The organism is Xanthomonas sp. NCPPB 1325, from assembly GCF_041477645.2.
GTDB classification, from domain to species: Bacteria; Pseudomonadota; Gammaproteobacteria; order Xanthomonadales; family Xanthomonadaceae; genus Xanthomonas; species Xanthomonas cannabis.
This window is the reverse complement of record NZ_CM192985.1, coordinates 3624509-3645269: the sequence shown is the minus strand read 5'-3', so window position 1 is coordinate 3645269 and position 20761 is coordinate 3624509. Positions and strand designations below refer to the sequence as shown.

At 65.0% G+C, this 20761-nt stretch carries 19 protein-coding genes and 1 tRNA gene; 18 read left to right on the top strand and 2 right to left on the bottom strand.

Features of this window, described 5'->3' with window-relative positions; all coding sequences use genetic code 11:
* Positions 1-18 precede the first annotated feature (18 nt).
* The 15 genes from ACCQ10_RS15555 to ACCQ10_RS15485 all read left to right on the top strand — a co-directional run bounded on the left by ACCQ10_RS15555 (position 19) and on the right by ACCQ10_RS15485 (position 13217).
* On the top strand, positions 19-753 hold the full coding sequence (locus ACCQ10_RS15555; RefSeq protein ID WP_372361189.1) for a YebC/PmpR family DNA-binding transcriptional regulator: 735 nt from the start codon (positions 19-21) through the stop codon (positions 751-753).
* A gap of 157 nt (positions 754-910) precedes the next feature.
* On the top strand, positions 911-1429 hold the full coding sequence (ruvC, locus tag ACCQ10_RS15550) for a crossover junction endodeoxyribonuclease RuvC (protein WP_184439301.1): 519 nt from the start codon (positions 911-913) through the stop codon (positions 1427-1429).
* A 133-nt stretch (positions 1430-1562) separates the two neighbouring features.
* Entirely contained in the window at positions 1563-2147 is a 585-nt protein-coding gene (ruvA, locus tag ACCQ10_RS15545) for a Holliday junction branch migration protein RuvA (protein WP_372361188.1), read from the top strand.
* Positions 2148-2200: 53 nt separating this feature from the next.
* Positions 2201-4108, top strand: a complete 1908-nt coding sequence (locus ACCQ10_RS15540; RefSeq protein WP_372361187.1) for a potassium transporter Kup — start codon at positions 2201-2203, stop codon at positions 4106-4108.
* 163 nt (positions 4109-4271) lie between these two features.
* Positions 4272-5312 (top strand): Holliday junction branch migration DNA helicase RuvB, encoded by a 1041-nt coding sequence (gene ruvB, locus ACCQ10_RS15535; protein ID WP_228314319.1) that lies wholly within the window; start codon positions 4272-4274, stop codon positions 5310-5312.
* 52 nt (positions 5313-5364) lie between these two features.
* Positions 5365-5823 (top strand): tol-pal system-associated acyl-CoA thioesterase, encoded by a 459-nt coding sequence (gene ybgC / locus ACCQ10_RS15530; RefSeq protein ID WP_372361186.1) that lies wholly within the window; start codon positions 5365-5367, stop codon positions 5821-5823.
* Positions 5824-5834: 11 nt separating this feature from the next.
* The gene (gene tolQ / locus ACCQ10_RS15525) at positions 5835-6614 is read left to right on the top strand and encodes a protein TolQ (RefSeq protein ID WP_039415390.1); all 780 of its coding nucleotides are present in this window, start codon (positions 5835-5837) and stop codon (positions 6612-6614) included.
* A gap of 178 nt (positions 6615-6792) precedes the next feature.
* On the top strand, positions 6793-7242 hold the full coding sequence (gene tolR, locus ACCQ10_RS15520) for a protein TolR (RefSeq protein ID WP_039415386.1): 450 nt from the start codon (positions 6793-6795) through the stop codon (positions 7240-7242).
* On the top strand, positions 7232-8272 hold the full coding sequence (tolA, locus tag ACCQ10_RS15515; RefSeq protein WP_372361185.1) for a cell envelope integrity protein TolA: 1041 nt from the start codon (positions 7232-7234) through the stop codon (positions 8270-8272). Before tolR ends, tolA begins: the two co-directional genes overlap by 11 nt.
* Before the next feature lie 269 nt (positions 8273-8541).
* Complete coding sequence (gene tolB, locus ACCQ10_RS15510) at positions 8542-9861, top strand: Tol-Pal system beta propeller repeat protein TolB (RefSeq protein WP_047695287.1); 1320 nt, start codon at positions 8542-8544, stop codon at positions 9859-9861.
* 57 nt (positions 9862-9918) lie between these two features.
* Positions 9919-10437: a peptidoglycan-associated lipoprotein Pal gene (gene pal / locus ACCQ10_RS15505; protein ID WP_039415542.1), complete on the top strand. Its 519-nt coding sequence runs from the start codon at positions 9919-9921 to the stop codon at positions 10435-10437.
* Between the two features lie 6 nt (positions 10438-10443).
* Positions 10444-11262 (top strand): tol-pal system protein YbgF, encoded by an 819-nt coding sequence (gene ybgF, locus ACCQ10_RS15500; RefSeq protein ID WP_039563636.1) that lies wholly within the window; start codon positions 10444-10446, stop codon positions 11260-11262.
* 42 nt (positions 11263-11304) lie between these two features.
* Positions 11305-11988 carry a 7-carboxy-7-deazaguanine synthase QueE gene (gene queE / locus ACCQ10_RS15495; protein ID WP_372361184.1) on the top strand — a complete coding sequence of 228 codons (684 nt, stop codon included), beginning with the start codon at positions 11305-11307 and terminating at the stop codon, positions 11986-11988.
* A 432-nt stretch (positions 11989-12420) separates the two neighbouring features.
* Positions 12421-13095, top strand: a complete 675-nt coding sequence (gene queC, locus ACCQ10_RS15490; protein ID WP_166751987.1) for a 7-cyano-7-deazaguanine synthase QueC — start codon at positions 12421-12423, stop codon at positions 13093-13095.
* Between the two features lie 46 nt (positions 13096-13141).
* Positions 13142-13217, top strand: a tRNA-Lys gene (locus ACCQ10_RS15485).
* Positions 13218-13503: 286 nt separating this feature from the next.
* Here the strand turns inward: ACCQ10_RS15485 and ACCQ10_RS15480 are convergent.
* On the bottom strand, positions 13504-14397 hold the full coding sequence (locus ACCQ10_RS15480; RefSeq protein ID WP_372361183.1) for an NAD(P)/FAD-dependent oxidoreductase: 894 nt from the start codon (positions 14395-14397) through the stop codon (positions 13504-13506).
* Positions 14398-14651: 254 nt separating this feature from the next.
* Between ACCQ10_RS15480 and ACCQ10_RS15475 the strand changes: the two genes are divergently transcribed.
* From ACCQ10_RS15475 to ACCQ10_RS15465, 3 genes are all read left to right on the top strand, one after another.
* Positions 14652-15341, top strand: coding sequence for a TetR/AcrR family transcriptional regulator (locus ACCQ10_RS15475; RefSeq protein ID WP_372361182.1), 690 nt, complete (start codon positions 14652-14654; stop codon positions 15339-15341).
* Between the two features lie 1348 nt (positions 15342-16689).
* Positions 16690-17697, top strand: a complete 1008-nt coding sequence (locus tag ACCQ10_RS15470; protein WP_372361181.1) for a sensor histidine kinase — start codon at positions 16690-16692, stop codon at positions 17695-17697.
* A complete protein-coding gene (locus ACCQ10_RS15465; RefSeq protein ID WP_039410960.1) occupies positions 17694-18056 on the top strand; it encodes a response regulator in 363 nt (120 codons plus the stop codon). The genes ACCQ10_RS15470 and ACCQ10_RS15465 overlap by 4 nt, the downstream gene beginning before the upstream one ends.
* A 243-nt stretch (positions 18057-18299) precedes the next feature.
* On the opposite strand, the gene ACCQ10_RS15460 is transcribed toward ACCQ10_RS15465, so the two are convergent.
* Positions 18300-20468, bottom strand: a complete 2169-nt coding sequence (locus ACCQ10_RS15460; protein WP_372361180.1) for a methyl-accepting chemotaxis protein — start codon at positions 20466-20468, stop codon at positions 18300-18302.
* Positions 20469-20761: the final 293 nt, after the last annotated feature.

Genomic DNA, 20761 nt, shown 5'->3' with positions numbered 1-20761 from the left:
GCCAGTCTGGAACCACCCATGGGTAGAGGCCCCTCGATCGAAGGCCGCAAGAACGCCTCCGACGCCAAACGCGGCAAGATGTTCACCAAGATCATCCGCGAGATCAGCGTGGCCGCCCGAGCCGGCGGCGGCGACCCGTCCAATAATCCGCGCCTGCGCACCGCCATGGACAAGGGCCTGTCGGCGAACATGTCCAAGGACGTGATCGAGCGCGCCATCAAGAAGTCCACCGGCGAGCTGGAAGGGGTGGAATACGAAGAAGTGCGCTACGAGGGCTATGCGCCCGGCGGCGTGGCGGTGATCGTGGACTGCCTGACCGACAACCGCGTGCGCACCGTGGCCGACGTGCGCCACGCCTTCAGCAAGTGCGGCGGCAACATGGGCACCGACGGCTCGGTGGCTTTCATGTTCAAGCGCCTGGGCGTGCTGAGCTTTGCCGCCGGCGCCGACGAGGACACCCTCACCGACGCCGCCATCGAGGCCGGCGCCGACGACGTGGTGGTGTACCCGGAAGACGGCGCCATCGACGTGCTGACCGCCCCGGACGCCTTTGCCCAGGTCAAGGACGCCCTGGTCGCTGCCGGGCTGGAACCGGCGCATGCCGAAATCACCTTCCGCGCCGACAACGACATCGCCGTGGACGGCGACACCGCGCTGCAGGTCCGCAAGCTGCTCGACATGCTCGAAGACCTGGACGACGTCCAGGACGTGTATTCGAACGTCGATCAAGCGGCGCTGAGTGGCGGGGGCTGATCTTATGAAGGCCGGGTCCCGGGGCCCGGGGCCCGGGTCGCGCAACGGCAGTTCACTGACGCCGGAGGCTGCACATGCGCATGCCGCACCCAGTCGCGGCGGCCGGGCTGTCATTGCTTCTTCGGGTCCCGGGTCCCGGGTCCCGGGTCCCGGCCCCATCCGCATCCTGGGCATCGATCCCGGCTCGCAGCGCACCGGCATCGGCATCATCGATATCGACGAGGGCGGGCGCAGCCGGCATGTCTACCACGCCCCGCTGGTGTTGCTGGGCGAGGGCGACTTCGCGCAGCGGCTCAAGCGCCTGCTGCACGGGCTGGGCGAGCTGATCGAGACCTACCGGCCGGACGAGGTAGCGATCGAGAAGGTGTTCATGGGCAAGAGCGCCGATTCGGCGCTCAAGCTTGGCCATGCACGTGGCGCGGCGATCTGCGCGGTCGTCATGCGCGACCTGCCGGTGCACGAGTACGCTGCCACCGAAATCAAGCTGGCGCTGGTCGGCAAGGGCGGCGCGGACAAGGTGCAGGTGCAGCACATGGTCGGCATCATGCTCAACCTGAAAGGCAAGCTGCAGCCCGACGCCGCCGACGCACTGGCGGTCGCCATCACTCACGCCCACGTCCGCGCCACCGCGCAACGTCTGGGCGTCAATACCCAACAGGCCTGGAGCCGCAAATGATCATGAAGATGTCGGGAAAGGCCGGGACTCGGGGCCCGGGACCCGGGACCCGAACAGCATCGAGCGACGAAGGCGCGGCAATGATCGCTCTTGCGAGTCCCGGGTCCCGGGTCCCGGGTCCCGGAGCTTTCCAATGATCGGCCGTCTGCGCGGGATCCTGGCCTACAAGCAGCCGCCGTGGCTGGTGATCGACGTGGGCGGGGTGGGTTACGAGCTGGAGGCGCCGATGAGCACCTTCTATGACCTGCCCGACGTCGGTCGCGACGTCATCCTGTTTACCCATTACGCGCAGAAGGAAGACAGCGTGGCGCTGTACGGTTTCCTGCGCGAGGGCGAGCGGCGGCTGTTCCGCGACGTGCAGAAGGTCACCGGCATCGGCGCCAAGATCGCACTGGCGGTGCTGTCCGGCGTCAGCGTGGACGAGTTCGCCCGCCTGATCACCAGCGGCGACATCACCGCACTCACGCGCATCCCCGGCATCGGCAAGAAGACCGCCGAGCGCATGGTGGTGGAGCTGCGCGACCGCGCCGCCGACTTCAGCAGCGGCGCGCCGATTACCGGCCAGCTCGGCCCGGATGCGGTGTCCGAAGCCACGGTGGCCTTGCAGCAGCTGGGTTACAAGCCGGCCGAGGCCACACGCATGGCACGCGAGGCCGGGGCAGAAGGCGACGACGTCGCCACAGTCATTCGCAAGGCCCTGCAGGCCGCGCTGCGGTAAGCAGCCTCGACCTTTCCCATTCTTCACGCCCTTCGGCGATACCCTGCCAACCCATGTCACAGACCTCCACTCCTGCAGCGGGCCACGGCCACGCGCCCGCCAACAGCCATATGGCCTTGGTCATCGGCGCCATCGGCGTCGTGTTCGGCGATATCGGCACCAGCCCGCTGTACACCCTGAAGGAGGCGTTTTCGCCGCACTACGGGCTGAGCAGCGACCACGACACGGTGCTGGGGGTGCTGTCGCTGGCGTTCTGGGCACTGATGATCACGGTGACGCTCAAGTACGTCACCATCATCATGCGCGCCGACAACGAGGGCGAGGGCGGCATCATGGCGTTGATGGCGCTGACCCAGCGCACCCTCAAGCAGGGTTCGCGTTCGGCGTATGTGGTGGGCATCCTCGGCATCTTCGGCGCCTCGCTGTTCTTCGGTGACGGCGTGATCACCCCGGCCATCTCGGTGATGGGCGCGGTGGAAGGCCTGGAAATCGCCGCGCCCAGCCTGCATCCCTTCATCGTGCCGATCACCGTGGTAGTGCTGCTGATCGTGTTCATGGTGCAGCGTTTCGGCACCGAGACCGTGGGCAAGGTGTTCGGCCCGATCACCTGCCTGTGGTTCATGTCGCTGGGCGCGATCGGCGCCTGGAACATCGTCGATGCACCGGAGGTGATGAAGGCCTTCAACCCGTGGTGGGCGATCCGCTTCTTCATCGAGCACGGTTGGCACGGGGTGTTCATCCTGGGCGCGGTGGTGCTGGCGGTGACCGGCGGCGAGGCGCTGTACGCGGACATGGGGCACTTCGGCGCAAAGCCGATCCGCCACGGCTGGTATTTCTTCGTGCTGCCGATGCTGCTGCTCAATTACCTGGGCCAGGGCGCGCTGGTGCTCAATCACCCGTCCGCGCTGAAGAACCCGTTCTTCGAAGCGGTGCCCGGCTGGGCGTTGTACCCGATGATCATCCTGGCCACGCTGGCGGCGGTGATCGCCTCGCAGGCGGTGATCACCGGCGCCTACTCGGTGGCCCGTCAGGCCATGCAGCTGGGTTACATCCCGCGCATGCTGATCAAGCACACCTCGCGCGACACCATCGGCCAGATCTACGTGCCCGGCATCAACTGGCTGCTGATGGTGATGGTGATCGCGCTGGTGCTGATCTTCCGCAGCTCCACCAACCTGGCGGTGGCCTACGGCATCTCGGTGTCGATGACCATGCTGATCGACACCCTGCTGCTGGCCCTGGTCGCCCGCGCGCTGTGGCCGCGCTGGCGCAACTGGGTGCTGCCGCTGTGCGTGGTGTTCTTCATCATCGAACTGGCCTTCGTGATCGCCAACGGCGCCAAGCTGCTGCAGGGTGCCTGGTTCCCGCTGGCGCTGGGCATCGTGGTGTTCACCCTGATGCGTACCTGGCGCCGCGGCCGCGCGCTGCTGCGCGAGGAAATCCGCAAGGACGGTATCCGCATCGACAGCTTCCTGCCGGGCCTGATGCTGGCCCCGCCGGCGCGCGTGCCGGGCATGGCAGTGTTCCTGACTGCCGACCCGATGGTGGTGCCGCACGCACTCATGCATAACCTCAAGCACAACAAGGTGCTGCACGAGCGCAACATCTTCCTCAACGTCGATACCCTGCCGATTCCGTATGCGCCGGTAGACAAGCGCCTGCAGATCGAATCGATCGGCGACGAGTTCTACCGCGTCTACGTGCGCTTCGGCTTCATGGAGACGCCCGACGTGCCGCTGGCATTGATGCGCTCCTGCGACCAGGGCGGTATCCATTTCGATCCGATGGACACCACCTTCTTCGCCAGCCGCGAGACCATCGTGGCCAGCGCCAACCGCGGCATGCCGATCTGGCGCGACAAGCTGTTCGCGCTGATGCATCGCAATGCCGCGCCGGCCACCGGCTTCTTCCGCATCCCGGGCAATCGCCTTGTGGAGCTCGGCGCGCAGGTGGAGATTTAAATGCCGGTACCCGGGACCCGGGGCCGGGGACGGGGACCCGGTAAAAGCGGGCTGCAGTCTTCTACAATTGCCGGATCATGATTTCTTTCCTGCCCTCCGCTGCCCCGCCTGCAATCGCACGCCATGCGCTTGCCGGGTCCCCGGTCCCCGGTCCCGGGTCCCGCTGATGGACCAGCGCATCATCGCCAGCAGCTCCACCCGCGAGGACGAAGCCGCCGATGCGAGCATCCGTCCCAAGCGCCTGGCCGACTATCTCGGCCAGCAGCCGGTGCGCGAACAGATGGAGATCTACATCCAGGCGGCCAAGGCGCGCGGCGAGGCCATGGACCATGTGCTGATCTTCGGCCCGCCCGGGCTCGGCAAGACCACGCTCAGCCATGTGATCGCCAATGAGCTGGGCGTGAGCCTGCGGGTGACATCCGGCCCGGTGATCGAGAAGGCCGGCGATCTTGCTGCGCTGCTGACCAACCTGCAGCCGCACGATGTGTTGTTCATCGACGAGATCCATCGCCTGTCGCCGGTGGTGGAAGAAGTGCTGTACCCGGCGATGGAAGATTTCCAGATCGACATCATGATCGGCGACGGCCCGGCTGCGCGCTCGATCAAGATCGACCTGCCGCCGTTTACCCTGATCGGCGCCACCACGCGTGCCGGCCTGCTGACCGCGCCGCTGCGCGACCGCTTCGGCATCGTGCAGCGCCTGGAGTTTTATTCGCCCCAGGAGCTGACCCGCATCGTGATCCGCTCGGCCGCGATCCTGGGCATCGACTGCACACCCGAGGGCGCCGCCGAAATCGCGCGCCGCGCCCGCGGCACCCCGCGGATCGCCAACCGCCTGCTGCGCCGGGTGCGCGACTACGCCCAGGTCAAGGCGGCCGGCCACATCGATCTGCCGGTGGCGCAGGCCGCCATGCAGATGCTGAAAGTGGACCCGGAAGGCTTCGATGAGCTCGACCGCCGCATGCTGCGCACCATCGTCGAGCATTTCGATGGCGGCCCGGTGGGCGTGGAATCGCTGGCCGCCTCGCTCTCGGAAGAGCGCGGCACGCTGGAAGACGTGATCGAGCCCTACCTGATCCAGCAGGGCTTCCTGATCCGCACCGCGCGCGGCCGCATGGTCACCACCAAGGCTTACCTGCATCTGGGCCTGAAGCCGCCACGCGACCGCGCCGCAGGCATCGGCGAACCGGGAGACCTGTTTTGATGGCGCTCCATTGGTCGCCCGCCCGGGCCGTCCCGACCGACATTCCGTGCCCATGACCACCGAATCACGATTCCCGACTCCCCAATCCCCGCCTGTATTCAGTTGGCCGACACGCGTCTACTGGGAAGATACCGACGCCGGCGGGGTGGTCTACCACGCGCGCTACGTCGCCTTCCTGGAACGTGCGCGCACCGAGTGGATGCGCGCGGCCGGTTACGGGCAGGACCTGATGCGCCAGGACCACGGTCTGGTGTTTGCGGTCCGCTCGATGCAACTGGATTTCCTCAAGCCGGCCCGGCTCGACGACGCGCTGTCAGTGTCGGTGGTGTTGTTGAAATGCAGACGGGCCAGCCTGCAGTTTGCGCAGTCGGTCCGCCGCGAAGGCGAAGTGCTGCTGACGGCCGAGGTGCGGATTGCCGCACTCGCTGCCAGCGACTTCCGCCCGCGCGGCATGGACGATGCGGTATACGACGTGTTGAAAGCTCTAGAAACCACAGAATCCGATTACTGAGGAACGAACGGATGTCGATTGCATTGCTCCTGGCCCTGCAGGACACGGTAGTGGAAGCACTACCGCAGGACGTCACCGCGGCCGCGGCGCAAACCGCCACGGCGGCGCACAACAGCAGCATCAACTACGTGGATCTGATCCTGCGGGCCAGTATCCCGGTGAAGATCATCGTGCTGTTGCTGTTGATCGGCTCGTTCATCAGCTGGGTCATCATTTTTCGCAAGGCGCGCGCGTTCAAGCAGGCCAACCGCGAGGCCGACGAATTTGAAAACCGCTTCTGGTCCGGCGCCGATCTGGCCAAGCTGTACGCGTCGGCGACCGACCGCAACCGCACTGTCGGCGGCCTGGAATCGATGTTCGAGAGCGGCTTCCGCGAGTTCTCGCGGTTGCGCGACCGCCGCCGCCTGGACGCACGCGTGCAGCTGGAAGGCGCACAGCGCGCCATGCGCACCGCCTTCACCCGTGAGGTCGACCAGCTCGAGCGCAATCTCGAACTGCTGGCCAACATCGGTTCCACCGCGCCCTACGTCGGCCTGGTCGGCACCGTGTTCGGCATCATGGTGACCATGCACGACATGGTCAGCAGCGGCGAGCAGGCCGGTATCGCAGCGGTGGCACCGGGCATCTCCGAAGCCCTGTTCGCCACCGCCATCGGCCTGTTCGTGGCGATCCCGGCCGTGTGGGCCTACAACCGCTTCACCACGCGCGTGGAACGGCTGTCGGTGCGCTACGAGACCTTCGCCGACGAGTTCAGCTCCATCCTGCAGCGCCAGGCCGGCGCGGACGAGTAATGCGTGCGCCTTGCAAGCCCGTGACGGTTCGCGCATCCGGCCATGGGCGCCGCGCCGCAGTGGGTGGAGCCCGCCGCGCGCAAGCCGGCGCACGGACGTGCGCATCGGCCTGCACAGGCGAGCCACTCGCGACAGATCGCACATGCATGTGCGAGGGATTAATTAGGAACGTTTCGCGATGATCTCCGGTATTTCCCGCCGTAAGAAGCGCAAGCTCAAATCCGACATCAACGTCGTGCCGTACATCGACGTGATGCTGGTGTTGCTGATCATCTTCATGGTGACCGCACCGCTGTTGACCCTGAGTACCGATGTCAGCCTGCCGAGCTCGCGCGCCAAAGCGCTGGAGAGCAAGCAGGACCCGATCGTGGTGGTGGTCGCCGCCGATGGCCAGCTGGCATTGCAGCTGCCCAAGGGCAAGCCGCAGGCGATGGACGTCGCTGCCCTGCAGGCGCAGCTGGCCGCCATCGTGGCGCAGGACAAGGACGCGCGCGTGGTCGTGGCCGGCGATCGCGCCGCGCCGTACCAGAAGATCATGGACGCCATCGACGTGCTCAAGCAGGCCAAGGTCGAGAAGGTCGGCCTGATCTCCGACTCCGGCGGCACTGCAGGCAGCGATGCACGCTGACGCACTCCCGACCCAAGGCACGCGTGAGGATGGCTGGCTGCGACCGGTCATGCTGGCCCTGGTCGTGCACATCCTGGTCGCGCTGGTGTTCATTGCCGGCTGGCTGTGGTCGCCCGAACGCTCGGTCGAGCCGGCCGCGGGCGACCCCAGCATGGAAGCTTCGCTGGATGTCTCCGCCGCGGAGGCGCGCGTCGCGCGCCAGGCGCTGAAGGCCACGCCGGTGGAAGCGCCGCCTCCGCCGGCACCATTGCCCGAGCCCGCGCCGGAAGACACCGTGCCGCCACCGCAGCCGATCCCCGAGCCACGCCCGCAGGATGCGCCCACGCCGCAGCAGGCGCAGGCGCAGGAACGCGTGGCCCAGCCGGACAAGGTGGATCAGGAGAAGGTCGACGCCTTGGCCATTTCCGCCGAGAAGGCCAAGCAGGAGCAGGAAGCCAAGCGGCGCCAGGAGCAGATCGACCTGACCGAGCGCAAGCGCCAGGAAGAGGCCGAGCAGAAATTGCGCCTGGCCAAGCAGCAGGAAGAGGCCGACGCCAAGAAGAAGCAGGCCGCCGCGCAGCAGGCGGCCGCCGATGCCGAGCGCGAAAAGAAGATTGCCGACATCCGCCGGCAGCGCGAGCAGGCCACCAAGGAAGCGGCACTGGCCGAACAGAAGCTGCGCCAGGTGGCTGCCGCGCGCGCCCAGCAGGCGTCCGCGGCCGCGGCGTCCAGCGCGCAGCCGACCGCGGGGCAGGGCGGCACCAGTACCGATCTGTCGGCCAAGTACGCCGCGGCGATCCAGCAGAAGGTGCTGGCGCAGTGGGTGCGCCCGCCGTCGGTGCCGCCGGGTCAGAAGTGCACCATCAACATCCGCCAGTTGCCCGGTGGCAGCGTGATGGAGGCCAAGGTCGCGCCGGGCTGCCCGTATGACGAGGCCGGCCAGCGTTCGATCGAAGCCGCGGTATTGAGTGCGCAGCCGCTGCCGTACCGTGGTTTCGAATCGGTGTTCCAGCGCAATCTGACCTTCGTGTTCACCGCGCAGGACCAGTAACCGGCGTCGGTGGTAACTGGCCGGGCCGCGGCTGCCTGCGCGCGCTGCAGCCCGGCGGCGACGGCAGGGCCATCGGAGCCGGTGTATGCGTGACGGCCGCCGCCAGGCAGTGGCGCAGTCGCTGCGCACCGGCGATTGGCCGGCAGTGCCATCCAATTCGCTACATGATCAATCGCTCCATTTTCACGTTGTCTCGTTCACGATTGCGAGTATGTTCACTCGCTGATTGGTATCCCTTGCCCACTTTTCCTGCCCGATCCGAGCCGTCCATGAAAAAACCGCTGCGTTGGCTAGCTGCCCTGACCGCCCTGTTGTTGCCGCTGAGCGCGCTCGCGCAGCAGCAGGGTCTTACCATCGACATCGTGGGCGGTAGCGCCTCGGCCACGCCGATCGCGGTCATCCCCATGCCGTATCAGGGCTCCGGCGCTGCGCCGCAGACCGACGTGTCCGCCGTGGTCGGTGCCGACCTGGATCGCTCCGGCCAGTTCCGCACCTTGCCGGCTGCCCAGATCGTCGAAAAGCCGACCCGCGGGACCGAGGTGCAGTTCCCGACCTGGCGCACCCTCAAGCAGAACTACATCGTCGTCGGCCGCGTGATGGACGCAGGCGAGGGCGCGTATCGCGTCGAATACGAACTGTTCGACGTGGCCAAGGGCGAGCGCCTGCTCGGCCTGGCGATGACCGCGCGCGCCAACGCGATGCGCGATGTTTCGCACCAGATGGCCGATGCGATCTACGAAAAGATCACCGGCGTGCGCGGCGCGTTCTGGACCCGCATCGCCTACGTCACCGCCAGCGGCAAGGGTGGCGCCATGCGCTATGCGCTGATGGTGGCCGATTCGGACGGCTACAACCCGCAGACCATCGTGCGCTCGGCCGAACCGCTGCTGTCGCCGAACTGGAGCCCGGACGGCAAGAAGCTTGCGTACGTGAGCTTCGAGCGCGGCAATTCGTCGATCTATCTGCAGGACATCGCCACCGGTGCCCGTGAGCTGGTGTCCAGCTTCCGCGGCATCAACGGCGCGCCGGCGTTCTCACCCGACGGCCGTCGCCTGGCGCTGGCCCTGTCGCGCAGTGGCAACCCTGAGATCTATGTGATGGATCTGGGCAGCAAGCAGCTGACTCAGCTGACCAATCACTTCGGCATCGACACCGAACCGACCTGGGCGCCGGATGGCGGCAGCATCTATTTCACCTCCGATCGCGGCGGTCGCCCGCAGATCTACCAGGTGGCCGCCAGCGGCGGCAGCGCCAACCGCGTGACCTTCCAGGGCAACTACAACGCGACTGCCAGCGTGTCGTTCGACGGCAAGAAGATCGCCGTGGCGCAGGGCAGCGGCAACAGCTACCGCATTGCCATGATGGACCGCAGCCTGGGTTCGCCCAGCTGGAGCACGCTCTCACCGGGGTCGCTGGACGAGTCGCCGAGCTTTGCGCCGAACGCCAGCATGGTGTTGTATGCGGCACGTGAGGGTGGTCGTGGCGTCCTTTATGCGGTGTCCGCCGACGCTCGGGTCCGCCAGCGCCTGGTTCTGGCCGACGGTGATGTGAGAGAACCTGCTTGGGGGCCTTACCGAACCGCGCATTAATGTTAATATTTCGCTGCGTTAAACCACTCATTGGCCCAGAGCCTCCATAGGTATCCCATGAACAAGTCCACCCGCGTCTTGCTTGTCTCCCTGCTGTCCGTTGCCGTGCTGGCTGGTTGCTCGAAGAAGGTGAAGGAAACTCCGCCTGCTCCGACCGACACCACCGCTGGTTCCTCCGTTCCGACCGGCCCGGCCACCTCTGGCCTGTACGGTCCGGGCGACCTGGATACCGATGCCTGCCTGCGTCAGCGCGTTGTGTACTTCGATCTGGATCAGGACTCCCTGAAGCCGGAATTCCAGGCCATCATGGCGTGCCACGCCAAGTACCTGCGTGACCGTCCCTCCTCGCGCATCACCCTGCAGGGCAATGCCGACGAGCGCGGTTCGCGCGAGTACAACATGGGCCTGGGCGAGCGCCGCGGCAATGCCGTGTCCTCCGCACTGCAGGCTGCCGGTGGTTCGGCCAGCCAGCTGACCGTCGTCAGCTACGGCGAAGAGCGTCCGGTCTGCACCGAAACCAGCGAAAGCTGCTGGTCGCAGAACCGTCGCGTCGAAATCGTGTACACGGCTCAGTAAGAAGCGATGCGCTTTCGAGTGACATCCCTGTTCGTCGCGGCGGCCCTTGTGGTCGCCGCGCCGGCTCACGCCCAGCGAGCAAGTCTCGCTGATCGTGTGGCGGTGCTCGAGCAGCAGCAGGCCAACAGTCAGGCCAACAACGATTTGCTCAATCAACTGCAGCAGGCGCGTTCCGACCTGCAGGCGTTGCGTGCGACCGTTGAACAGCTGCAGCACGACAACGAGCAACTCAAGCAGCAGTCCAAGGACCAGTATCTGGACCTGGACGGACGTCTGAACCGGCTGGAAGGTGCAGGTGGCGCAACGCCCCCACTGCCTCCTGCCACCGGCAGCGTCACCCCAGCCCCGGCTCCGGCCGCGCGGCCTGCAACGGCGGCTACCTCCGAGAAGCCGCCGAGCGTGCATGGCGACCCAGGCACCCTGGCCGTCAGTAATGACGAGCGCACGGCCTATAACGTGGCGTTCGATGCACTGAAGAACGGCAAGTACGACGATGCGTCGCAGCTGTTCCTGAGCTTCCTGGAGCTCTATCCCAATGGCGTCTACACCCCCAATGCCTTGTACTGGCTGGGTGAAAGTTACTACGCCACCCGCAATTTCCAGCTGGCCGAGGCGCAGTTTCGCGATCTCGTCAGCCGCTATCCCACGCATGACAAGGCCGCCGGCGGTCTGTTGAAGCTCGGCCTGTCGCAATATGGCGAAGGCAAGAACAACGAAGCCCAGCAGACCCTGCAACAGGTCGTCGCGCAGTATCCCGGTTCCGATGCCGCGCGCGTCGCGCAGGAACGTCTGCAATCCATCCGTCTCGGCCAGCAGCTGCGCTGAGCCCACGCGTCGTTGCCGGTTGGCGCGGCGCATACCTTGCCCATGAACGCCGCCGCCGTCCCCAGCGAGATCGTCCAATCGCCATTGCCGCGATTGAAGATCACCGAAATCTTCCTGTCCCTGCAGGGCGAAGCCAAGACGGCTGGCTGGCCGACCGTGTTCGTACGCCTGACCGGCTGTCCGTTGCGCTGCCAGTATTGCGACACGGCCTACGCCTTCCATGGCGGGCAGTGGCATGACATCGACGCGATCATTGCCGACGTTGCAAGCCACGGCGTTCGCCACGTCTGCGTCACCGGCGGCGAGCCGCTGGCGCAGAAGCGCTGCCTGGTGCTGCTGCAGAAGCTCTGCGATGCCGGCTTTGATGTCTCGCTGGAAACCTCCGGTGCGCTGGATGTGTCCGAGGTCGATGCACGCGTTTCCCGGGTGGTGGACATCAAGACGCCGGCATCCGGTGAGGCGCATCGCAACCGCTGGGACAACCTGGCCTTACTGACGGCGCGCGACCAGATCAAGTTCGTGATCTGCAGCCGCGCCGACTACGACTGGTCGCGCGAGATCGTGGCGGCCCATGCGCTGGATCGCCGCTGCACGGTGTGGTTTTCGCCCAGCAAGAGCGAGGTGACGCCACGCCAGCTGGCCGACTGGATCGTGGCCGATCGGGTGCCGGTGCGCTTCCAGATGCAGTTGCACAAGATTCTCTGGAACGACGAGCCGGGGCGCTGATGCCCGATCACGCAGCGAGGGTCGGGAGCATCGGTTCCTGACCCTCACCGTTCACATGGCTCTTGGGTCCGGATGATCGAGTCCGCATGACCGTCGCGGATCATGGCGTGTGCAGGTCTGGCCTTTGCGGGATGGGGCGGACAGCATCTACTGCATCGTCGCGGCGCTTGCTGGATCGGCGCGTCCTTTACCGAGCCTTCTGGCAGCTGGCCATGGCGTTGCCTCTCGATGCCGCTGCACTCCTGCGTGGGCGCGGGATCGCGTGGTAAGCGTTGTCGCTACCAGTCGGTTCGATGCGTCTGGATGGTCGCGACGGGATGGGGCCGCGTCATCGACCAGACGGTCAAACCTCGTCGGCGCCATCGGCTGCGTTAACCCATCGCGGACCGAGCCTGCTAGCCTTCCCTTTCTGTTGTCATCGTCTGATTGGTCATGAAAAAAGCTGTCGTGTTGTTGTCCGGAGGCATGGATTCTGCCGCCGTCATTGCGCTCGCGCAGGAGCAGGGCTTTGCCGTCTACGCGCTGAGCGTGCGCTACGGTCAGCGCCATACCTCCGAGCTGGATGCGGCCGCGCGGGTGGCGGCGGCGCAGGGCGTGGCGGCGCACAAGGTGGTCGATGTGGACCTGCGCAGCATCGGCGGCTCGGCGCTGACCGACGACATCGAGGTGCCCGATGCAGGCGGCGAGGGGATTCCGGTCACCTACGTGCCCGCACGCAACACCATCATGCTGTCGCTGGCGCTTGGCTGGGCCGAAGTGGTGGGTGCCAACGACCTGTTCTGCGGCGTCAATGCCGTGGACTACTCCGGCTATCCGGACTGCCGGCCCGAGTTCGTCCGCGCCTTCGAAGTGCTCGCCAATCTGGCCACCAAGGCCGGTGTGGAAGGTGCAGGCTTGCGCGTCCACGCCCCGCTGCAGTTCCTCAGCAAGGCCGACATCGTGCGCGAAGGCGTGCGCCTGGGCGTGGATTTCGGGCTGACCGTGTCCTGCTACCGCGCCGATGCCGACGGACATGCCTGCGGCCACTGCGACGCCTGCCGCCTGCGCGCGGCCGGCTTCGCCGATGCGGGAGTTCAGGATCCCACGCACTACGCGATTTCGTCTTGACGCCGGTGTAGGGTAGAATGCGCACCCCGACGCACAGTCGGGCAATGGGCCGTTAGCTCAGTCGGTAGAGCAGAAGACTTTTAATCTTTTGGTCGATGGTTCGAATCCATCACGGCCCACCATTCGAATCACCAGCTTGAAAGGCGCCTTGGGCGCCTTTTTGTGCCCCGCGAAATCTTGCCGCAAGGGCTCCGCGACGAAGCGAGTGGAGCAACGCCATGGCCACTCGTTGCGCCGGGGTCGCTCCGCCACTGGCACACGTTGCGAAGGCCGATGCGTCATCGACGTTCCCGATCAAGCTGCACCGCAGTTTGATCCTTGTTTTTGTACGAGAAACTGAAAGCCGCGTCGCCCTGCGCGACTGCAGGAAGCGTGTTGCGTGGATGGCGCACGTGCCAGGGCTCGGGCTTACACCAGCATCGACTGCTGGGCAGAGATGCCCGCTGTCGCGCCATGCGCGACTGCCAGGGTGACCGAGGCCATTGCGGGATTTGCAAGATCGCCCGCGGCGTAGATGCCGGGCGTGCTGGTTTCGCGGCGCTCGTCGACCTTGATGGCGATGCCTAGCGGGGTCGTGAGCGTGTCCAGCCCGAGTGGCTCATGCAGGCTCGCGGACGGCGTGTTGCGCGGATGCGCGAACAGGATGTCGACCGGGACGACAGCGCCGGTATCGACGTTGACGGCAGCGTTGTGGCCCCCCTGATGAGCGATCTCGGTGATTCGGCCATCGACGACGGGTCGCTTGCGGCGCGCCAGGTCCGCCCGGACCTCGCCTGGAATGTCGTGACCATCGGCGAAGACCGTCAGCGTGTCAGTCCAGTCGCGGTACAGGCGGACATGATTCAGCGACTGCGGACCGGACCAGATGAGGCCCCAATGCCTGTCGGCGACCTCATAGCCATCGCAATAGGGGCAGGGCACGATGGACTTGCCCCAGCCTTCAGCAAAGCCCGGAATATCCGGCATCTGATCGGCGACGCCATAGCTCAGGATCAGGCGGCGCGCGGTGAGACGGCCTTCCTCACCAACACGCACGGAGAAATCGTCGATGGCGCCGGAGATGCTGTCGGCCCGGGCATTGACCAGCCTGATCGTGGGATAGCGCTCCAGCTGTTTGCGTGCTTCCGCCAGGATGTCCGACGGCGGCTTGTGATCGTGGCCGAGCAGGCCATGCGAGTGGCCGGCGAAGCGGTTGCGCTGCATGCCGGTATCCAACACCGTGACCGCCCGGCGGGCACGACCCAGTTGCAGCGCGGCGGCGAGACCGGCGAAGCTGCCGCCGATGATGATGACGTCATCCATAGAGAGTTCCGTGTTGCAGCGGGAGGGAAGTGAGTTGGCACATGATCGTTGGCTGCTGCTTGCCCAGACGGCGATGGCAAGACCTGGTGATCCGGGCAGAGACGTCCGCCGATACCCTACGAGGTCGCCTTTGATGCCGCACGACGGTTCAGTAGCGAATTCGAGGCCAGCATCGATCCACCGCAAGACGTCCAGATTTAAGAAACTGCGTGGTATCCTAATTACGGAATTCGGATACTGTCAAGGACTCAATTGTGGCGAACAACAGCGCTCAGCCCCGGCGTGGCCGACCCGCCAACGCGGCGCTCGGCCAGACGATTGCCGACGCGGCGTTCGACCTCTTCATGGAATTGGGTTTCGAAGCGGCGACCTTGGACAAGGTGGCCCAGCGCGCGAAGATCTCCAAGCTCAGCATCTATCGGCACTTCGAGAACAAGGAAGCGCTGTTCAGCGCAGCCATCGCCGCCCGCTGCCATCAGCTCGTACCTCAGGGGCTGTTTGAATGCACCGACGGCTCAGCCGAGGATCAGCTCGTGGCGGCGGGATCATTGTTGCTTCGCACATTGATGCGCGCGGACGTGCGCGGTGTCGAGGCCATGGTCATGGCGGACAAGACCAATCAACGGGAATTGAGCAAGCTGCATTACGCCGCGGGCGCCGGCCATGTCATCGCCAGCATCGAGACGCTGTTGCGGCAGCTGCACGCGAAGGCGGCCCTGCACGTGCCCGATCCTGCCCGGTCCGCCCGCTTGTTTGCGGCGCTCATCAAAGGATCCGATCTTTTGATGATCGCGCGTTTCGATGAGGCAAGGGCGCAGGACGCTACCGAAATCCACAGCTATTGTCAGTCGGCCGTGGCCATGTTTATCGCCGCGCATGGTGGCAACGGCGATACGCGCGACCAGCCTGCCGCCGTGCGAATGTGCAGTGATCCTGTCGGGTAGAGCATCGTGCCGCCGATGGATGCATGGCGCTTCATCATGAGACGGAAAACGCTGGCCACGGTCGTGGCATGCGTGACGCCCGACGGCGATTGCGGATCGGGCCGTGCTTGCAGGTCATGTGATTCGATGCCCGCGGCCCCACGCGCTGACACTCACTGGACGGGTGCGCGGCGGCCGCTGCGCTGTGCTGCGTCTGCAGGCACAGCACAAGCGCCGGGGGCGATTGCATCACCAGGGCATGCATCAGCTCGACGGGCAGGGCCACCGACTGCCGAGCGATCAACCCCTGCAGATCCACTTTCCGGTGACCTGGAACGTTCTTGCATTGATCGCGCGGCTGTCGACCCGGCCCAGCTGCACCGATGTGGTCTGCGGAAAGGACGCACGGCATTGCGCTGCGCCTTCTGCCCATTGTTGATGGAAGACTTCGGATCTGCTCGGCCCGCCGGTTTTGAATGACCTCATCTGATCGGTACGGGAAACGGCATGCAACGATGTCGCAGAGGCCGCGGTGGCCAACGTAGCGGACATCAGGACGCCGAACAGCATGGCGTTCTGAAAGAAGTTTCTGGACGAACACGCGCATGTTTTCATCTGGGCGACCCTGCTGAGTGGGTGGAGACACTGAATCCGGGCGCGAGGCTACGGCGCGGACAAGTCGCTCATATGACGATAGCTTTGCCTTGGATAATGGGTTATTCGGGCATTCAGAGCACGGCTGCTTTGGCGTCGGCAGAGGCGATAAAACTGCGGATTAGGCGGTCGCTGGCCAAGCCCGATCGACATCTCACGCTGAAGGCTGCATGCCGGCGATGCGATTATCTGGCGCAACGATGTAGCGAGAAACGGCGCGTCGCTGATTCGCACATCGCAACACCCTATCTGTCGCGAGGATGTGTTTGAGGCAGAAAAAAACAGGCTAGCACCGATAATTGCATTCGATGAAGCAGGCGGATGCGGTTGGTAAGTCGTCAGGTTGAGTGACTAACCGGAGCCCTCCCGGCGTGGATCGGGTCACGTCGATGAACCGGCGCCGCGTTGGCTCCCTATGCTGGGTCAAACGTGTGCATGCCGCGTATCTGGCGTCCATGGCTGAGCGAGGTTGCGCGCACGGTGCGACAAGGCGTCATGCCGCTACAGAGTGTCGTGCACAGATGCCGCGTAGCATGGACCAAACCCATTTGTTGAGTCCGCTTCATTCGGAGCGAACCGCATTGGTATAAGTATAAAAGCATATTAGTCAGGATAAGGCCTGGCGCGTTGGCCAATTCTGATGCCGATATAGGCATGATCGTGCGTTCACGGCAATCGCATTATTGTGCCGTCCAACTTCAGGACCACGACGTAAATGGCCGAGCATCAGGAAGACGCCGCAAAGTCTCGTATCTACGAGGCCTTGTTGCAGGCAACGCCGGATCTTTTATATGTGTTCGACACCCAGCACCGTTTCGTCTACGCCAATCAGGCATTGTTGACGATGTGGGGCATGCGCTGGGAAGAGGCATGTGGAAAGACCTGCCTGGAGATCGGGTATGAGCCCTGGCATGCCGCGATGCACGACGAAGAAATCGAGCGCGTCATCGCAACCGGCCAGCCGCTGCGTGGCGAAGTGCCATTTCCGCATGCGGTCAAGGGATTGCGGATTTACGATTACATTTTTACGCCGGTCTTCGGGCCCGATGGCGAGGTGGAGGCCATTGCCGGCGCCACGCGCGACATCACCGAACACAAACAGCACGAGCAACACCTGCAGCTGTTGATAAACGAGCTCAATCATCGGGTCAAGAATTCGCTGGTGATGGTGCAGTCGCTGGCGCGGCAGTCATTCAACAATGCCGACAGCCTGGCCGATGCGCAGGAGAAGATCGATGCGCGCCTGCTGGCGCTGTCGCGTGCGCACGATACGCTGACGCGGGAAAACTGGGTCAGCGCCGATATCCTGGAGCTCACCCGCGATGCGGCGACGCTCTACGAATCGCGCGACAGCCAGCGCTTCACCCTGCAGGGCGAGTCCTGCCGTCTCGATCCGCGGCGCGCACTGGCCTTGTCGATGGCGCTGCACGAGCTGTGCACCAACGCGCTGAAGTACGGTGCGCTGTCCTCGTCCGATGGTGCGGTGCGGATCGTGTGGGAGCGCCACGTCCGTGATGGACAGGCGCTGCTTGAGCTGGTCTGGCAGGAGTCCGGCGGGCCGCTCGTGCAACCGCCGACGCGCAAGGGCTTCGGCTCGCGGCTGTTGGAGCGCGGCTTGAAGCATGATCTCAAGGGCGAAGTGGAGCTGTCGTTCGACCGTGCCGGCGTGTGCTTCCGCGTATCGATCCCATTGCCGGTCGAGCTTGCCGAGGTGCAGCCGTGACCATGCGCGTGTTGCTGGTCGAAGACGAATCGCTGGTTGCGATGCTGCTGGAAGATTGTCTGGCCGAGCTGGGCTACGAAGTCGCAGCGACCGTCGGTGACGTCGATACGGCACTGGCGGTCGTGCAGCAAGGCCACCTGGATCTGGCGGTGCTGGACGTCAACCTGGGCGGAACGCTGTCGTTTCCCATCGCAGAAGAACTGGATGCGCGCGGCGTGCCGTATATCTTCGTGACCGGCTATGCGCAGAGCGGAATCCCGGAGAAATTCCGGCACCGGCATGGGCTGCAGAAGCCGTTCCAGTTCCGTGACCTGCAACAGGCGTTGTCGCTGCTGGAGCAGGGCGTCAAAGTCGGGTGATCGCCGTGCACGCACGTCAAGACCGTGCGCGCACTGGCCCGGTAGAGAATCAGAGCGACTCAGGCGCCGGCGCGTGAGCCCGTTCCCAGCGCGCGCATCACCGCTGGCAGCTGCGTCTGCCCCCGATCATGCGCTGAGTGCAGATGGAAAGGCGCTTGGACACCGGTGTGTTGTCGACGCCCGCAGCTGGCAGCGATGTCGGCCAGCGCCGACATCGCTGCAAGCCAACGTAGCGCCGCGGCGCTAGGCGCTGCGGACCCTGCTCAACAGCTGCGCGACCGGTGTGGCTGCGCGCGGGTCGGCTTGCCGTATTGCGGCTGTTTCGATCCGGAAGATGGCCACCGCATCGGTGAGCTGGACGGCCTGTTCTTCCATGGCGCGTGCGGCGGCAGTGGCTTCTTCCACCAGCGCCGCATTTTGCTGCGTGGTTTCGTCCATGTGGGTGATGGTCTGGTTGACCTGCTCGATGCCGGCAGACTGTTCCTGCGAGGCTGCGGAAATTTCGCCCATGATGTCGGTCACGCGTTGCACGCTTGCGACCACATCGCCCATGGTCTTGCCGGCGCTGTGCACCAGCGCCGAGCCTTCGGCCACGCGCTGCACCGAATCGTCGATCAGGTCCTTGATCTGCTTGGCCGCGCCGGAGGAGCGCTGCGCCAGCGTGCGGACTTCCGATGCCACCACCGCAAAGCCGCGGCCTTGCTCACCCGCACGTGCGGCTTCCACCGCAGCGTTCAACGCCAGGATGTTGGTCTGGAACGCGATGCCGTCGATGACGGAGATGATGTCGGAAATCTTCTTGGACGAGGCTTCGATGCCGCTCATGGTCTCGACGACCTTGCCTACCACATCGCCGCCCTGTGAGGCCACGCGTGCGGCGCCGATGGCCAGCTGGTTGGCCTGGCGCGCGCTCTCGGCGTTCTGTCTGACCGTGGAGGTCAGCTCTTCCATCGAGGCAGCGGTTTCTTCGAGGTTTGCGGCCTGCTGTTCGGTGCGTTGCGAAAGATCCTGATTGCCCGCCGCGATCTCGCTGGCCGCCGCATTGATCGACACCGCCGATTGCTGGATGTTGCCGACGATCTGCGCCAGCTGGCTGGCGGTGGCATTGGCATCGTCACGCATCTGCGCGAAGACGCCGCGGAATTCGCCGCTCATGCGTGCAGTGAGGTCGCCGGCGGCGATTGCCTGCAGCAGCGACGACAAGGACTGCAGGTTGCCGTCTGCGGTGGACATCAGGTGGTTGAGGCTTTCGACCATGATGCGGAAGTCGAACTGGAAACGCTCGACATCGCCGCGTGCGCTGAAGTCGCCATTGGCCGCGGCCTGCGCCAGATGCTTGATCTCGTGATTCATGGCCGACAGGTTGAGTTTGACCTGCGACATGGTGTCGCTGAACACGGCTTTTTCGCCTGGCAAGGGCTGCATGTCTTCGGACAGCTCGCCCACCGCGTAGCGGCCCATGATGCGTGCCAGGTCGGTCTGCACGGCGACGTGCGAGGCCACCAACAGGTTGGTGTCGTTGGCCATGCGGCCGTAGTCGCCTGGAAATGCGCTGGCGTCGATGCGGAAGCTGATCTGGCCGGCGTCATGGCGCCTGGCCATGTCGGTCTGTGCGGTGATCAGGTTGCGCAGCTGCAGCTGCATCTTGTCCATCGCCTGCAGCAGACGGCCGGTTTCATCGTTGGCGGTGGTGTGGACGTCGTTGTGCAGGTTGCCGGCGGCGATGGCTTCGGCAGTGCGGGTGGCCTGGCTCAGTGGCCTGGTGAGGCTGCGGGTGATCAGCCATGCCAGCAAGGTGCTGATGACCAGCGCCGCGATGCCGCCGCTTGCCAGGATGACCTTGCCACGATGCATCGATGCGACTGCCACTGCATAGGCGTCCTTGCTGAGGCGTCGTTCCAGCGCGGCATTGGCACCAATGGCCGCCTGCTGTTCGTTCATTGCGGTGGCGGCAGCGCCCTGCAACAGCGCCTGTGCCTGCTGATTCTGGTCGTGAATGCCGTAGTCCAGGATCTGGTTGTTGAATTTGACCGAGACGTCGCGCTTGTCCTGCACCAGCTTGAGCGCATCCTTTTCCCGAGCGTTGCTGGGCATGGCCGCCAACGCATCGTGGGCCTGGCGGTAGCGCGTGCGATTGTCTTCGATCATCTGCATGGCGCGGCGATTGGCCGCCTCGCCGGAGACCATCACGATGTCGCGCAGACCGATCGCCACATTGGTATTGGCATCGAGCATGTCGGAAGAAAGTCGGATCCGCTCCATGTTGTTGTTGACGATGGTGTCCAGCTCATAGCGGGCGTTGGACATGGTGATCAGGCCGGCGGCCACGAGCAGGCCAGAGAGCAGGATCAGGATGCCGAAGGCCGCGCCCAGGCGACGGCCGACGTTGAGGCGTTGCAGATAATCGTTCATTTCCACATCCAGTTAGTGCAGCTTCGCCTGGCGGATGCGGGGTGCGTCCGCTCTGGCGTCTTGCCCAGCTAGCGGCAGAATCTGGACGAGCTAAAGCTTCCGTTCTGAAAATAGTTAGAGCGGATTCACCCCGCGCAAGACATTCCCCGACAGCTGTCCAGCTGGCCCTGACAGCGCCTGATCCGGCAGGCGCGTTCGATGTGTTTGCATGGGCCGTAGCGTGCCAACTGCAGAACGATGGACAGCTTGCTGCTGCCCCAGAACAGAGCTTTTTGTTGCACCCACGGGCGACA

Bases quoted from the DNA above. Each gene is read 5' to 3' on its own strand.
- ACCQ10_RS15555 (WP_372361189.1), top strand. From the start codon at position 19: ATGGGTAGAGGCCCCTCGATCGAAGGCCGCAAGAACGCCTCCGACGCC.
- ruvA (WP_372361188.1), top strand. From the start codon at position 1,563: ATGATCGGCCGTCTGCGCGGGATCCTGGCCTACAAGCAGCCGCCGTGG.
- ACCQ10_RS15540 (WP_372361187.1), top strand. From the start codon at position 2,201: ATGTCACAGACCTCCACTCCTGCAGCGGGCCACGGCCACGCGCCCGCC.
- ybgC (WP_372361186.1), top strand. From the start codon at position 5,365: ATGACCACCGAATCACGATTCCCGACTCCCCAATCCCCGCCTGTATTC.
- tolQ (WP_039415390.1), top strand. From the start codon at position 5,835: ATGTCGATTGCATTGCTCCTGGCCCTGCAGGACACGGTAGTGGAAGCA.
- tolR (WP_039415386.1), top strand. From the start codon at position 6,793: ATGATCTCCGGTATTTCCCGCCGTAAGAAGCGCAAGCTCAAATCCGAC.
- tolA (WP_372361185.1), top strand. From the start codon at position 7,232: ATGCACGCTGACGCACTCCCGACCCAAGGCACGCGTGAGGATGGCTGG.
- tolB (WP_047695287.1), top strand. From the start codon at position 8,542: ATGAAAAAACCGCTGCGTTGGCTAGCTGCCCTGACCGCCCTGTTGTTG.
- pal (WP_039415542.1), top strand. From the start codon at position 9,919: ATGAACAAGTCCACCCGCGTCTTGCTTGTCTCCCTGCTGTCCGTTGCC.
- ybgF (WP_039563636.1), top strand. From the start codon at position 10,444: ATGCGCTTTCGAGTGACATCCCTGTTCGTCGCGGCGGCCCTTGTGGTC.
- queE (WP_372361184.1), top strand. From the start codon at position 11,305: ATGAACGCCGCCGCCGTCCCCAGCGAGATCGTCCAATCGCCATTGCCG.
- queC (WP_166751987.1), top strand. From the start codon at position 12,421: ATGAAAAAAGCTGTCGTGTTGTTGTCCGGAGGCATGGATTCTGCCGCC.
- ACCQ10_RS15480 (WP_372361183.1), bottom strand. From the start codon at position 14,397: ATGGATGACGTCATCATCATCGGCGGCAGCTTCGCCGGTCTCGCCGCC.
- ACCQ10_RS15470 (WP_372361181.1), top strand. From the start codon at position 16,690: ATGGCCGAGCATCAGGAAGACGCCGCAAAGTCTCGTATCTACGAGGCC.
- ACCQ10_RS15460 (WP_372361180.1), bottom strand. From the start codon at position 20,468: ATGAACGATTATCTGCAACGCCTCAACGTCGGCCGTCGCCTGGGCGCG.